At 68.3% G+C, this 13,568-nt stretch carries 11 protein-coding genes; 6 read left to right on the top strand and 5 right to left on the bottom strand.

Annotation, left to right across the window (positions count from 1 at the left end):
• Nucleotides 1-10: 10 nt before the first annotated feature.
• Complete coding sequence (locus O5O43_RS01045; RefSeq protein ID WP_271085074.1) at nt 11-562, bottom strand: hypothetical protein; 552 nt, start codon at nt 560-562, stop codon at nt 11-13.
• A 356-nt stretch (nt 563-918) separates the two neighbouring features.
• On the opposite strand from O5O43_RS01045, the gene O5O43_RS01040 reads away from it, so the two are divergent.
• From O5O43_RS01040 to O5O43_RS01020, 5 genes are all read left to right on the top strand, one after another.
• Entirely contained in the window at nt 919-2,718 is a 1,800-nt protein-coding gene (locus tag O5O43_RS01040) for a long-chain-acyl-CoA synthetase (protein WP_271085073.1), read from the top strand.
• Between the two features lie 77 nt (nt 2,719-2,795).
• Nucleotides 2,796-3,665, top strand: coding sequence for a flagellar motor stator protein MotA (motA, locus tag O5O43_RS01035; protein ID WP_271085072.1), 870 nt, complete (start codon nt 2,796-2,798; stop codon nt 3,663-3,665).
• A 139-nt stretch (nt 3,666-3,804) separates the two neighbouring features.
• Nucleotides 3,805-4,089: a hypothetical protein gene (locus O5O43_RS01030; RefSeq protein ID WP_271085071.1), complete on the top strand. Its 285-nt coding sequence runs from the start codon at nt 3,805-3,807 to the stop codon at nt 4,087-4,089.
• A gap of 117 nt (nt 4,090-4,206) precedes the next feature.
• Nucleotides 4,207-6,027 carry an FAD-dependent 5-carboxymethylaminomethyl-2-thiouridine(34) oxidoreductase MnmC gene (mnmC, locus tag O5O43_RS01025; RefSeq protein WP_271085070.1) on the top strand — a complete coding sequence of 607 codons (1,821 nt, stop codon included), beginning with the start codon at nt 4,207-4,209 and terminating at the stop codon, nt 6,025-6,027.
• Between the two features lie 20 nt (nt 6,028-6,047).
• Nucleotides 6,048-6,455 (top strand): DUF6491 family protein, encoded by a 408-nt coding sequence (locus O5O43_RS01020; protein WP_271085069.1) that lies wholly within the window; start codon nt 6,048-6,050, stop codon nt 6,453-6,455.
• 3 nt (nt 6,456-6,458) lie between these two features.
• Here the strand turns inward: O5O43_RS01020 and scpA are convergent, their stop codons facing one another.
• The 4 genes from scpA to O5O43_RS01000 form a co-directional block, all read right to left on the bottom strand.
• Nucleotides 6,459-8,603 carry a methylmalonyl-CoA mutase gene (gene scpA, locus O5O43_RS01015; RefSeq protein WP_271085068.1) on the bottom strand — a complete coding sequence of 715 codons (2,145 nt, stop codon included), beginning with the start codon at nt 8,601-8,603 and terminating at the stop codon, nt 6,459-6,461.
• Nucleotides 8,600-9,988, bottom strand: coding sequence for a methylmalonyl-CoA mutase family protein (locus O5O43_RS01010; protein ID WP_271085067.1), 1,389 nt, complete (start codon nt 9,986-9,988; stop codon nt 8,600-8,602). Before O5O43_RS01010 ends, scpA begins: the two co-directional genes overlap by 4 nt.
• A gap of 81 nt (nt 9,989-10,069) precedes the next feature.
• Nucleotides 10,070-11,365 (bottom strand): MFS transporter, encoded by a 1,296-nt coding sequence (locus tag O5O43_RS01005; RefSeq protein WP_271085066.1) that lies wholly within the window; start codon nt 11,363-11,365, stop codon nt 10,070-10,072.
• 66 nt (nt 11,366-11,431) lie between these two features.
• The gene (locus O5O43_RS01000; protein ID WP_271085065.1) at nt 11,432-12,244 is read right to left on the bottom strand and encodes a 2-keto-4-pentenoate hydratase; all 813 of its coding nucleotides are present in this window, start codon (nt 12,242-12,244) and stop codon (nt 11,432-11,434) included.
• Nucleotides 12,245-12,505: 261 nt separating this feature from the next.
• On the opposite strand from O5O43_RS01000, the gene O5O43_RS00995 reads away from it, so the two are divergent.
• Nucleotides 12,506-13,528, top strand: coding sequence for a LacI family DNA-binding transcriptional regulator (locus tag O5O43_RS00995; RefSeq protein ID WP_271086359.1), 1,023 nt, complete (start codon nt 12,506-12,508; stop codon nt 13,526-13,528).
• The last annotated feature ends 40 nt before the right edge of the window (nt 13,529-13,568 follow it).

Below are 13,568 nucleotides of genomic sequence, written 5' to 3'. Positions count from 1 at the left end.
AGTGGCCGGTCTAGCTGAGCGGCGACGTCTGAATGGCCGGGACGCGCGGCGTGGTCGCCGGGGCGGCCGGGCTCAGCGGCGACTGGACAGTCGTTTCGGTCACGCTCGGAGGGCTGTACGGGCGCGGGCCGGTCGGTTCGGGCGCCGTCTCGACGCGCGGCGTCACGGCCGGGGCGGGTGTTGCGCGACGTTCGACCGGAGCGGCGCGGCGCTGAACGGCCGGCGCGGGGGTCGGAGCCGCTTCACGAACCACCGGGGCCGGGGTCGCGGCGGGGCTCACGGGGGCGGGAGCGACCGAGCTTTCCAGCGGAGCCGGGGCGGCTTCCATCGGCTGGACCACTGGCGCCGCCGGAGCGGGTTCCGCCAGGGGCTGGGTCTCGGCGCCGGGGCTGAGCAGCATGGCGGCGCCGCCGCCGATCAGGGCCAGGGCGCCGATGGGGGCGAGGATCATCCAGGTCTTCGGGCCCTTCTTGGTTCGTTTGGTGCGAGCGTAACGCGGAACGAAAGCGTCAGCCTGCACCGAAGTGTTCCGGGCGACATCGTCGGTATAGGTCACAGTCATCTGTGGTCCTCCAAGGTTAGGCGAAAATAACAGTCTTCAGCTATCGAGGTTCCGAAAGACTGCCGCTGCCCTCAAGAAACACCGGGAAAGGCACAATCCCGCCGCGTTCCCTGAACAACTGGACGAAACCTTGACCATAATGGCGTCCGAGGCTGTCAGTCTTGCAGGTCGCTGACGGCGGCATTCCTTGCGATCATCGCGCCGTCCGCAGTTGACCCTGCGGCGCCGACGCAATGGCGCCACGCCTCGCCGGAAACGGCGCCGACCCGCGTTACGGATTCCCCCACCGGTTGACCCCGACCGCGGCCTTGTTCATCACCAACTGACTTACGCCTGCATACGGAGCGACTGCGACCATGGGTTTGGCGGCCAACATCCGACGCGATCTGAAGTTCGCGGCCGGTCTTCGTCGGCTTCTGAAGCGCATCAAGCCGATCGCACTCGATAGCGACGTTCTGGTCTGCGACGACTTCGAGGAGGCCGTCGACAAATTTCCCGACAATATCGCGCTGGAAGATGAGCACCGCGCGCTGACCTATCGCGATCTCGACGGCATGGCGAACCGCTACGCCCACTGGGCACGCAGCCGGAATTTGAGGCGGACCGACGTCATCGGCCTCGTCGTGACCAACCGCGCCGAATACATCGCCGCCTGGATGGGCTTCTCCAAAGCCGGCATCGCCACCGCGCTGATCAACACCAACCTGACCGGCCAGGCCCTGGCTCACTGTCTGAACATCGCCGGCGTCGCCGTGGTCGTGGCGGATGAGGAGACGTGGCGAAAGTGCGAGGAGGCGCGGCCCTTCGTCAGCCGCACCATGATGCTGTGGGTCTTGGGCCTGAAGGACGCCGACGAGGTGTCGGAACGGCGCGGCCTGGACAATGCGGTGCGCAGCGGGTCGTCGGTCCGCCCGAACAAGTCCATCCGCGACGGCATCACCAACCGCGACACCGCCCTTTATATCTATACCTCCGGCACGACCGGCCTGCCCAAGGCGGCCCGCATCCATCACGCCCGGGCGCGGACCTATATGCGCGCCTTCGCCGGCTGCACGGAATCGACGCCGGCGGACCGGATTTTCAACGTCCTGCCGCTGTACCATTCGACCGGCGGTCTGGTCGGGGTCGGCCCTGCCCTGCTGAACGGCGGCCGCCTGATCCTGCGGCGGAAATTCTCGGCCTCCAGCTTCTGGCAGGACGTGAACGGGTCGGGCGCGACGATGTTCGTCTACATCGGCGAGCTGTGCCGATACCTGGTCAACTGCCCGCCGCAGGATGGCGAGCGCGGCCACAAGATCCGTCTGGCCTTCGGCAACGGTCTGCGCCCCGACGTCTGGCCGGACTTCCAGTCCCGCTTCGCCATTCCCCAGATCCTGGAGTTCTATGGATCGACGGAGGGCAATGTTTCGCTGTTCAATTTCGACGGCAAACAGGGGGCGATCGGCCGGGTGCCGAAATTCCTCAAGAAACAGATCAACATCCGTCTGGTCGCCTTCGATGTCGATACCGAGGAGCCGGTTCGCAACGCCAACGGCCTGGTGCGCGAGGCCTCGGCCGGCGAGATCGGCGAGGCCATCGGCATGATCGGCAACGACGTGCGCCACGACTTCTCCGGCTATGCCGACAAGGCGGCCTCCGAAAAGAAGATTTTGACCGACGTCTTCCAGCGCGGCGACCGCTGGTTCCGAACCGGAGACCTGATGCGGCAGGACTCGGAGGGCTATTTCTACTTCGTCGACCGGATCGGCGACACCTTCCGCTGGAAGGGCGAGAACGTCTCGACCGCCGAGGTCGAACAGCGACTGGCCGATGCGCCGGGCGTGAATGAGGTCATCGCCTACGGCGTTCCCGTTCCGGGCGCCGAGGGCAAGGCCGGCATGGTCACCCTGGTGGTCGAAGGCCGGTTCTCGGCCAAGGACTTCGCCGCCTACGCCGACGAGCAGTTGCCCCACTACGCACGGCCGGTGTTCGTTCGCCTGGCCAAGACTCTGGAGACGACGGGGACGTTCAAATACCGCAAGGTCGATCTGGTGGCCGACGGCTTCGACCCCGAAAAGATCGACGGACAGGTCTTCGTCCGGGGGGGCAAGTCGGGTTACACCAGGCTGACCGCAGAGGGCTTCGCCGCGATCCAGAGCGGCCACAACCGGCTGTGATCCCGCCTGAATCGCAAGCGCCCGTTAATCATTAACGGCGATATTCGGCGCCTCTCTCGGGGACGTCGGACGCCTTCATGTTTCAGATTATCGGCCTGGTTCTGCTGTTCGGCCTGGTGTTCGGCAGCTATGCGATCTCGGGGGGCAAGTTCGACGTCATCACCCATGCGGCGCCGCACGAGTTGATGGCCATCGGCGGCGCGGGCATCGCCGCCTTCCTGATCTCCAACTCGATCCAGGTCATCAAGTCTGGCCTGGCCGGGTTCGGCAAGGCCTTCGCCGGACCGAAGTGGAAGAAGCAGGACTACAAGGACCTGCTCAGCCTCCTGTTCGCCTTGACCAAGACGATGAAGTCCAAGGGGGTCATCGCCCTGGAAAGCCACATCGAGAAGCCCGCGGAGAGCACCATCTTCCAGAAGTACCCGAAGGTGATGAAGGACCATTTCGCCATCGACTTCATCTGCGACACCCTGCGGATGATGACGATGAACCTGGAGGATCCTCACCAGATCGAGGACGCAATGGAAAAGCAGCTCGAGAAGCACCACCACGAGGCCGCTGCGGCGCCGCACGCGATCCAGAACCTGGCGGACGCACTCCCCGCGCTCGGCATCGTCGCGGCCGTTCTGGGGGTCATCAAGACCATGGGCTCCATCACCGAGCCGCCGGAAGTCCTGGGCGGCATGATCGGCGGCGCCCTGGTCGGCACCTTCATGGGCGTGTTCATGGCCTATGGCATCGTCGGGCCGCTCGCCGCGCGCCTGCAGTCGATCGTCGACGAGGAAGCCAGCTTCTACAAGATCATCCAGTCGGTGCTGGTCGCCCATCTGCACGGCAACGCGGCCCAGATCTCGGTGGAGATCGGTCGAGGCGATATTCCCTCGTCAGCTCAGCCGTCCTTCTCGGAAATGGAAGAACATCTCGCCGCTAACCCGGCCGAAGCCTGACCGCCTATCGGGGCCCATCGACAAAAACGGACGATCACGAAGCCGTGAGATTTCGCTTGCGGATCGTCTCACGATCCCGTTATCTCCGCGACGGAGACGTCTCGCGACTCTCTCAAAAAACCCTTTAGGAGGATAACCCATGCGCATCGTTGCCCTGATCGCCGCTTCGGCCGCCGCTCTGGCCCTGGCCGCCTGCCAACCCGCCGCCGAAGACAAGGCCGCTGACGCCGCGACCGACGCCGCCGCCGCCGCCGACACCGCCACGGACGCTGCTGCGACCGCCGACGCTGCCGCCTCGGACGCCGCCGCCGCCGCTGGTGAAGCCGCCGCCGCCGCAGCTCCGGCCGCCGACGCCGCCATGACTCCGGCCCCGGCCGCCGACGCCGCCATGGCTCCGGCCGCTGAGAAGCCGGCCGCCCACTAAGTCCTGACGGACTTACAGGTCTGGGCGGGGTTCACTCCCGTCTGAAGGAAAGGGATCGTCTTCGGACGGTCCCTTTTTTCGTGCCCGTCGTAGACCGTCACGGGTATGGAAGCCGCGATGAGCGAGACCGAAGACCGTAACCCGCAACTGGTCTGGACCGAGGCCGGAGAGCCGCGCTCGGGTCGTTACGGCGACGTCTATTTCTCGGCCCAGGACGGACTGGCGGAAAGCCGCACGGTCTTCCTGGCCGGATGCGGTCTGCCCGAGGCCTGGGCCGGGCGGCGGGACTTCACGGTCGCCGAGCTCGGCTTCGGCAGCGGGTTGAATATTGCGGCCTTGCTGGATCTGTGGCGCCGCCATCGACCCGAGGGCGGCCGGCTGCACGTCTTCTCCATCGAGGGCTATCCGCTGAGCCGCGAGGAGGCGCGCCGGGCAATGTCCGCCTGGCCCGAGATCGCGGAGGCGACGAAAGCCCTGGTCGAACGCTGGCCCTCCGGGACGCCGGGCTTCCACCGGATCGACCTGCCGGAGTTCGGCGCCGTGCTGGATCTGGCGGTGGGCGAAGTCGACTGGGCGCTGGACCAGTGGACCGGGCGGGCGGACGCCTGGTTCCTGGACGGCTTTGCGCCTTCGGTGAATCCCGACATGTGGTCGGACGCGGTCTTCGACCGGATCGCCGCCCGCTCCGCGCCGGACGCTCGGGTCGCCACGTTCACGGTCGCCGGCGTGGTGAGGCGCGGTCTGTCAGAGAGGGGCTTCGCCGTCGACAAGCGCCCCGGCCACGGGCGCAAGCGTGAGCGGCTGGAGGCGCGCGGGACTGGAGCGCTGGGCGTCGTGGCGCCGCCTCGTTGCGTCGCCGTGGTTGGCGCCGGCGTCGCGGGAGCCGCGACGATGCGCGCCCTGACGGCGGCGGGCCTGACGCCCGTGCTGATCGAGGCGACCGCAACTGGGTCGGGCGCATCGGGCTTTCCCGCCGCCTTGGTGACGCCGCGTTTCGATCTCGGCGACGACAGCATCGCCGCCTTGTTCGCCCAGGCGCTTGAGCGAGCCGACGCCCTCTACAGCCCGGTCCCCGGCGCGGTGATCGCCCGCGGCGTGCTGCAACTGTCCGGGACGGAGCGGGACGCCAGACGCTTCGAGCGGATCGCCGCCCAGCCGATCTGGAGCGGCGGCGCCGTGATCGCGACCGGTGAGGCCGAAGCCTCCAGGATCGTCGGCGAGCCGATCTCGGGGCCCGGTCTGGCCATGGCGGCCGCCTTCACCGTCGCGCCTGCCGCGATCATGTCGGCCTGGATCGATCCGGCCGCCCTGCGAACCGGGAAGGCCGCGCATCTGGAACCTACCGACGACGGCTGGCGGGTTCTCGACGCCTCCGGATCCGTCCTGGCGGAGGCGGACGCGGTGGTGATCTGCGCGGGCGCAGGGACATCCGTCCTGGCGCCGGACCTGTCTTTGTCGCCCGTGCGCGGGCAGGCGGAATGGGTCGAGACGGCCACATCGCCGGGCGCGATCGCCTGGGGCGGCTATGTCGCGCCGACCGGAGCCGGGTTCCTGTTCGGCGCGACGCACGATCGGGCAGACCCCGGCACGGAGGTCCGCCCCGCCGATACGGACCGTAACATCGCCGCCCTCGCCGCCCGCCTGCCGCAACGGACCGGGACGATCACGCGTGAGGCCGTCCGTTCCCGCGCCGCGACGCGGGCGACGACCCGCGACCGGCTGCCGATCGCCGGCCCCCTGCCCGACCGGCCGGGGTTATTCGTGCTCGGCGGCTTGGGCTCGCGCGGCTTCTGCCTGGCCCCCCTGCTGGGCGAGCACGTCGCCGCCCTGATCGCTGGCAAGCCCTCGCCCCTTCCCGCCGCAGTCGCCGAGCGGATCACGCCCTCGCGAGCGGCCCTTGCGCCGGACGCAAGGCAGGAAGACGCTTGCGGCGTCTAGTTGGAAGTCAGGAGACCGCCATGCGCCGATCGATCACCGTCCTCCTTTTCGCCACGGCCGTCGCCGGCTGCGCCCCAACCGACGGGCCCGCGCCGAGCCCCCGCTTCACCTCGGTCAATGGCCAGCCGGTTCAGTGCTTCCAGCCGGCCCGAATTCAGAACTTCAGGACCGAAGGGCAGCAGCGACTCTATGTGCGCGCCCTCGGGGGCGCGGTGTTCGAGCTCAGCTCAGCCGGCTGCTTCGACCTCGGCACGGCAAACACCCTGGCGATCACGCCTTCCGTCGGCATCGCGGACAGGCTCTGCGTCGGCGACGGCGCCCGCATCGCCCTTTCGAACTCGACCGGCCAGGGGCCCTGCTACGCCCGGGTCGTACGATCGCTGACCGCCGCCGAGATCGAGGCGCTGCCGTCGCGCAGTCGGCCCTGACGGTCAGGCCTTCTGGGCGTAGCCGAGGCGTTCGTTCAGCTTCTCGATCAGGTCGATGGCCGTGTCGGCGATGACCGAGCCGGGCGGATAGACGGCGGCGGCGCCCATGTCGATCAGGGTCTGGACGTCGCCGGGCGGGATGACGCCGCCGACCGTGATCATGATGTCGGGGCGACCCAGCTTCTCAAGCTCGGCCTTCAGGGCGGGCACCAGCGTCAGGTGGCCGGCCGCCAGGGACGAGGCCCCGACGACGTGGACGTTGTTGGCCACCGCGTCGCGCGCCGCCTCTTCCGGCGTCTGGAACAGGGGCCCCGCGACGGCGTCAAGGCCGAGGTCGCCGTAAGCCGTGGCGACGACCTTCTGGCCCCGGTCGTGCCCGTCCTGACCGAGCTTGGCGATCAGGATGCGCGGCGGGCCGCCGTCGTTCTCGACGAAGGCGGCGACCATGTCGCGGGCGCGGGAGATCTTCGGATTGGCCCCGGCCTCGCGAGCGTAGACGCCGGAGACGGTCTTCACAGAGGCGACGTGGCGACCGAAGGCGGCCTCCAGCGCGTCCGACATTTCGCCGACCGTGGCGTGGGCGCGGGCGGCGCGGACGCAGAGTTCGAGCAGGTTCTCATCGCCCCTGGCACCCTCGGTCAGGGCGTCGAGCGCGGATTGGGTCGCGGCCTCGTCCCGTTCGGCGCGGAGCTTTTGCAGCTTGGCGATCTGGGCCTCGCGGACGGCCGCGTTGTCGACCTTCAGCACCGGGATGTCGTCGGGCGTGTCGGAGAGGTAGCGATTGACCCCGACGACCGTCTGCTGGCCCGTGTCGATGCGGGCCTGGGTGCGGGCGGCGGATTCCTCGATGCGCAGCTTGGGCACCCCGGCCTCGATGGCCATGGCCATGCCGCCCAGTTCGCGGATTTCGGCCATGTGAGCGCGGGCGCGTTCCGCCAGTTCGTGGGTCAGACGCTCGACGTAGAAGCTGCCGCCCCAAGGGTCGATGACCTTGGTCAGGCCTGTCTCCATCTGCAGAAGCAGCTGGGTGTTCCGGGCGATCCGGGCCGAGAAGTCGGTCGGCAGGGCGAGGGCTTCGTCGAGCGAGTTGGTGTGCAGCGACTGGGTCTGGCCGCCCGCCGCCGCCATGGCCTCGACCATGGTGCGAGGCACGTTGTTGAAGACGTCCTGAGCCGCCAATGACCAACCCGAGGTCTGGCAGTGGGCGCGCAAGGACAGGCTGCGCGGGTCCTTCGGCGCAAACTCGGCCTGCACTGCCTCGGCCCACAGAAGGCGGCCTGCGCGGAGCTTCGCCACCTCCATGAAATAGTCCATGCCGATGGCCCAGAAGAAGCTCAGACGCGGCGCGAACCGGTCCACGTCCATGCCCGCTGCGACCCCGGCGCGGATGTATTCCAGCCCGTCGGACAGGGTGTAGGCCAACTCCAGGTCGGCCGAGGCCCCAGCCTCCTGCATATGGTAGCCGCTGATGGAGATGGAGTTGAACTTCGGCGTCTCCTGGGCCGTCCAGGCGAAGATGTCGGCGATGATCCGCATCGAGGGGCCCGGCGGATAGATGTAGGTGTTCCGGACCATGAACTCCTTCAGGATGTCGTTCTGGATGGTCCCGGTCAGGGCCGAGTGCGCGACGCCCTGCTCCTCGGCCGCAACGACATAAAGGGCCAGGATCGGCAGGACGGCGCCGTTCATGGTCATCGACACCGACATCTGGTCCAGCGGAATACCGTCAAACAGCGTCCGCATGTCGAGGATGGAGTCGATGGCCACCCCCGCCATGCCGACATCGCCCGCGACACGCGGATGGTCGGAATCGTAGCCCCGGTGCGTCGCCAGGTCGAAGGCGATGGACAGCCCCTTCTGACCGGCCGCGAGGTTGCGACGATAGAACGCGTTAGAGGCTTCGGCCGTGGAGAAGCCGGCGTACTGGCGGACCGTCCAGGGATTGCCCGCGTACATGGTCGGATAGGGGCCGCGCACGAAGGGGGCGAAGCCCGGCAGGCCGTCAGTGAAGTCGAGCGCGGCGATGGAGGCGGCGTCGTAGGATGCGGCAATCTCGATGCCTTCGGGCGTGCGAACGGGCGCACGGTCGAGGACGCCGTCGATCGGCGACAGGTCGAGGGCGGCCTTGGTGAAATCGGGCGCGGTCATGCCGGGGCTCCCTCGAAGGCTTCGGCCCAGCGGAGCGGCGGCAGGGGCGGGCACGCATCGCCTCCGGTCGCCGAGACGGGCGCCGGGGTCGGCTCGACCGAGACGGGACGGACGTCGGCGTCGACGAACTTGGTCACCCCGACCAGATGGACGGCGCCGTCCGACAGCTTTGTCTTGCCGGCCGCGCGGGAAGCGGCGATGCGCTGTTGCAGGGCCCCGCCACGAAGGGAGGCGACGATGCCGCCCTCGCGTTCGATGCGCTGGAACTCGGCCCAGCCGGCCTCGGCGAGATCCCGCGTCCGGTGGTCGAGGAACCAGGAGCCGGCCGCAGGGTCGGCGACGCGACCGAGGTGGGCTTCTTCCATCAGGATCAACTGGGTGTTGCGGACCTGACGGCGGGCGAAGGCGTCGGGGCGACCCGAGGCGCGGCTGAACCCGTCCAGCACTACGGCGTCGGCGCCGCCTACGGCGCCGGCGAACCCGGCGGCGGTCAGGCGCAACAGGTTGGGCCAGGGGTCGGTCGCCGCCAGCATCCGGCGCGAGGATCGGGCCTCGATCCGTGCGTCGGCTTCGTGGGCGAAGGCTTGGCTGATGGAGCGCCAGATGAGGCGCAGGGCGCGGACCTTGGCCAGGCTGTCGAAATATTCGGCGTCGACGCTGACGCCCAGAACGGTTCCGGTCAGCGCGCGGTCGATGGGCAGGCCCGCCTCCAAGGCGGCAGTCAGGTACGCGACGGCAGCGGCGGCGGCGAAGCCGAGTTCCTGCCCCGCCGATCCACCGCCCTCATGCGCGGCGCGGCCGGTGGCGAGGAAGAAGGTCGCATCGGGATAGGCGCCGCCGTGGCGGGCGGCTGTGTTGGCGGCGAGGCTCAGGTGTTCCTCGATGGTCCGGGGCGATCCCCCCGTCGCGGCGAAGGCCGTCAACGGATCCATGTGGAACATCAGCTTTGCACGCGGCGCGCCCTTGGCGGCGACGGCCAGGGCGTTGGCGGCGTCGGGACCATCGAGACCGGCGTCGAGGGCGACCGGGGCCAGTTCCAACGCCACGCCGTTCAGGGCGCGACCGAGCGGTTCGGAATCGGCGAGAACCCCGCCCGACAGGATGACCGAGGCGGCGCCGCCTCCGAGATCGGTCAGGACGGCGGCGTTGACGACGTCGGGGTCGTCGCCCTCGACCTGGGTCCGCAGGTCCCAGGGTCGGCCGTCGGCGTCACTGACGCGCGGAGCGAAGACGGCCTGGGTCGCATTGGCGCGGCCGTAAAGGGGGCGGGTGGTCAGGTGGTCGGCGTCGAGATGGACCAGACCTTCGACCGGCTTGCCCTTCAAGGCCTTCTCCGCCTCGGCGCGCCAGTCGGCGGGCGACGGGATGGGGAAGGCGTTGGACATGCGGACTCCGAAAAAAGGCGGGAGCCGCTTAATGCGACTCCCGCCCCCATCCGTCCAGAGTTCAGCCGTCGGGCGGCCGGATCAGACCTTGGCCGGCGCGTATTTCGGCGACAGCAGGTGAACCACCAGAAGCGCGATCAGATAGACCGAGCCGGCAACCACGAAGATCGGGGTGTAGGAACCGATCTTCTCCAACACCTGGCCGACGTATTTGGAGAAGACCATGCCGCCGACGCCGCCCAGCATCCCGCCGATGCCGACGACAGACCCCACCGCGGAGCGCGGGAAGACGTCGCCCGGCAGGGCGTAGAGGTTGGCCGAGAAGCCCTGGTGCGCCGCCGTGGCCACGCCGATGATCAGGACCGCGATCCAGACGTTCGAGGCGAAGGCCGCGAACATGACCGGCACGGCCAGAAGGGCGCAGATCAGCATGGTGATCTTGCGGGCCGCATTCAGGCTGACGCCCCGGTGCATCATCCGCGAGGACAGCCAGCCGCCCCCGACGGAACCCACGTCCGACAACAGATAGATGGCGACCAGCGGAGGACCGAAGGTCTTCAGGTCCAGGCCGTAGCGCTTGCCGAGGAAGTCCGGCAGCCAGAACAGGAACATCCACCAGATCGGGTCGATCAGGAATTTACCGAGCGCGAAGGCCCAGGTTTCCTTGACCGTCAGCAGCTTCAGCCAGCCCACCTTCTCGGCGGGGTCGGGCGCATCCTGTTCGATATATGCCAGTTCCGTGGCCGACAGCTTCGGCTGGTCGCGCGGCTTGCGATAGACGATCAGCCAGATCGGCAGCCAGATCAGGCCCAGAAGGCCGGTGATCAGGAAGGCCATCTGCCAACCGAAGGCGAGCACCAGAGCAGGGACCAGCAGGGGCGTCACGATCGCACCGATGTTGGTTCCGGCATTGAAGAGGCCGGTCGCGAGGGCGCGTTCCTTCTTGGGGAACCACTCGGTGACCGCCTTGATGCCGCCCGGGAAGCCGCCGGCTTCGCCGACGCCCAGAAGCATGCGAGCCATGATGAAGTGCGACAGGTCCCGCGCCGCGCCATGCATGATGTGGCCGACCTGCCAGATGGCGAAGGCGATGCCGAGGCCGAAGCGGGCGCCGATCCTGTCCATGATCCGGCCCCAGATCGCGTAGAACAGGGCATAGGTGGCCTGGAACCAGAAGACGATGTCGGCATAGTCCGTCTCGGACCAGCCGAATTCGGTCGACAGGGTCGGCTTCAGCACGCCAATCATCTGACGGTCGACGTAGTTGATGACCATGGCAGCGAAGAGCAGCCACATCACCAGCCATCGATACTTGCCGGGCGACGGCGCCTTGATGCTGATGGGCTCTTTCGTCGAGCCCGCAGTCGTATCGGTCATGGACCCCGTTCCTCCTGATGACCGACCCGTCTTGTCACCCGAAGGGCGCGACGGGTTCGGTTAGACCTACGCCCCGGCCCTCACGACCGAGCAATGAATTTCGCCGACGCCGGAAAAGGCGCAGACCGCCGTGGCGCCCGCATGGACCCGGTGGACCCCGGTGACCGCTCCGGTGGAGACCAGCGTCCCCTCTGTCGCCGAACGCCCGCGACGCGCCAGGTTCTCGAGCAGGAACCGCACCGATTCCAGAATGCCGCGTGGGATAGAGTCCGCCATTCCCGAGCCGATGACCTGGCCGTCGACGCGGGTCTCGACCTCGATGCCCGGCAGGCGCGCAGCCCAGTCCTCGATCTCCTCGCCCAGGATCAGGCCGCCGTTGTTGCCGAAGTCGGAGGCCACAACGGCCGAGCCGAGGTCGTTGATGGTGGTCAGCGGGCTGCCGGCCAGTTCGACGCCGATGTGGAGGGCGGCGACGGCGGCGGTCGCCTCTTCCAGCGTCCAGTCCAGTTTCGACGGATCGACGGGGCCGAGGCGAGCGACGAACTCGGCCTCGACGGCGGCGAACCCACCCTCGATCTCCGGCAGAGGCGTCGGCTCGACCGAGGCGGTCCAGAGGTTGCGGCTGAAGATCGGGCCGGCCAGGCGATGGATGCCGAGCGCCGGTTGCTGCGCCGGGGGCACCATGCCGACCTTCCAGCCGACGATCTCGTCGGGGAACAGGCCGATGGCGATCTCCTGCGTCGCATAGGCCGTGGCCATGTCGAGCGGGATCGGCCCCGGATAGTCGGCCATGCCGGTCGTCGACAGGCGGGCCTCGACGAATCGCGCGGCGACGTCCGCAACGCCGTCGTTGGGCGAAAGGGCGTCCGCCGCGCTCATGCCGCGCGCCCCGAATGATGCTGAATGCCCGTCACGCGCCGTCCCGATGTCGTTTGCCCGAATGGCTTTGCTCACGCCGATCTTTCTGTCGGTTGGAGAGATGATTGAAGGGGAAGGAAACCGGTGTCAACGCCCTTGCCGACATCGGTGTCATCGCGGGGCGCAGGCATGGCGTCGCAGGCTGAGCAGTTGTAAGGCTGGTCGGCTCACTTGGAGAGGTCGAGTTTGACCGACGACGACACGATATCCGGCCGCGGCGGCATGAAGCCCGGAAAACGGCCTACGATCAACGACGTGGCGCGCATCGCTGCGGTCTCCAAGAAAACGGTTTCGCGCGTCATCAACCAGTCGCCCTTCGTGCGCGAGGAGACCCGAGTTCGGGTCAATCAGGTGATCGAGGAACTGGGCTTCACGCCCGACGCCCAGGCGCGCGGGCTCGCGTTTCGACGCTCCTTCCTGGTCGGGCTGATCTACGACAACCCCAGTCCGAACTATGTCGTGAACATGCAGCAGGGGGTGCTGGATGCGCTCCGCGGCTCCGGTCTGGAGTTGGTCGTGCATCCCTGCGTGCGCTCCTCCGAGACCCTGGTCGCCGACATCCGCGCCTTCGTGGAGCGCCAGAAGCTGTTCGGCGTCATCCTGCCGCCGTCGATGTCGGAGGATGAGCGAGTGATCACCGTCCTGCGCGAGCTGGACTGCCCCTATGTCCGCATCGCCTCGGTGTCGCTGGACGAGCCCGGGTCGATGCTGGTCACGAACGACCATCTGGGCGCAGCGGAGGCCGGGCGGCATCTGGCGGACTTGGGGCACTCGCGGATCGGCTTTATCTCGGGGCCCGCCCTGTTCCGGTCGAGCGCCGTGCGCGGCGGCGGCTTCCGCGAGGGTCTGGCCGAAAAGGGAATCACGCTCGACGATCGCTATGTGGCGGTCGGGGCCTATACGTTCGAGTCGGGGGTGGAGGCGGCGAAGACCCTGCTGGCGCTCGACCCGCCGCCGACGGCCATCTTCACGGGCAACGACGAGATGGCGCTGGGGGTGTTCAAGGTGGCGCGTGACCTCGGGTTGGAGATCCCGCGCGATCTGTCGGTCGTGGGCTACGACGACCTGCCGATGGCGTCGCGGGTGTGGCCCAACCTGACCTCGGTACGGCTGCCGATCCGGGACATGGGACGGATGGCGGCGGAGAAGCTCCTGGCGCCGATGCGCGGGCTGGACCCGGCGAAGCTGAACCAGCCGGAGGTAAGGCCGTCGCTGGTGGTCCGGGATTCGGCGAAGACGCTCTGAAACGAAAGAGGCGGCCCATTCAGGCCGCCTCCCTGTCCTC

This window comes from Brevundimonas sp. NIBR11 (assembly GCF_027912535.1).
In the GTDB taxonomy this organism is placed as follows: domain Bacteria; phylum Pseudomonadota; class Alphaproteobacteria; order Caulobacterales; family Caulobacteraceae; genus Brevundimonas.
This window is presented reverse-complemented; position numbering and strand designations above follow the sequence as displayed.

Excerpts from the sequence above, each read along its gene's own strand:
- O5O43_RS01045 (WP_271085074.1), bottom strand. The coding sequence starts at position 562 with ATGACTGTGACCTATACCGACGATGTCGCCCGGAACACTTCGGTGCAG.
- O5O43_RS01040 (WP_271085073.1), top strand. The coding sequence starts at position 919 with ATGGGTTTGGCGGCCAACATCCGACGCGATCTGAAGTTCGCGGCCGGT.
- motA (WP_271085072.1), top strand. The coding sequence starts at position 2,796 with ATGTTTCAGATTATCGGCCTGGTTCTGCTGTTCGGCCTGGTGTTCGGC.
- O5O43_RS01030 (WP_271085071.1), top strand. The coding sequence starts at position 3,805 with ATGCGCATCGTTGCCCTGATCGCCGCTTCGGCCGCCGCTCTGGCCCTG.
- mnmC (WP_271085070.1), top strand. The coding sequence starts at position 4,207 with ATGAGCGAGACCGAAGACCGTAACCCGCAACTGGTCTGGACCGAGGCC.
- O5O43_RS01020 (WP_271085069.1), top strand. The coding sequence starts at position 6,048 with ATGCGCCGATCGATCACCGTCCTCCTTTTCGCCACGGCCGTCGCCGGC.
- scpA (WP_271085068.1), bottom strand. The coding sequence starts at position 8,603 with ATGACCGCGCCCGATTTCACCAAGGCCGCCCTCGACCTGTCGCCGATC.
- O5O43_RS01010 (WP_271085067.1), bottom strand. The coding sequence starts at position 9,988 with ATGTCCAACGCCTTCCCCATCCCGTCGCCCGCCGACTGGCGCGCCGAG.
- O5O43_RS01005 (WP_271085066.1), bottom strand. The coding sequence starts at position 11,365 with ATGACCGATACGACTGCGGGCTCGACGAAAGAGCCCATCAGCATCAAG.
- O5O43_RS01000 (WP_271085065.1), bottom strand. The coding sequence starts at position 12,244 with ATGAGCGCGGCGGACGCCCTTTCGCCCAACGACGGCGTTGCGGACGTC.
- O5O43_RS00995 (WP_271086359.1), top strand. The coding sequence starts at position 12,506 with ATGAAGCCCGGAAAACGGCCTACGATCAACGACGTGGCGCGCATCGCT.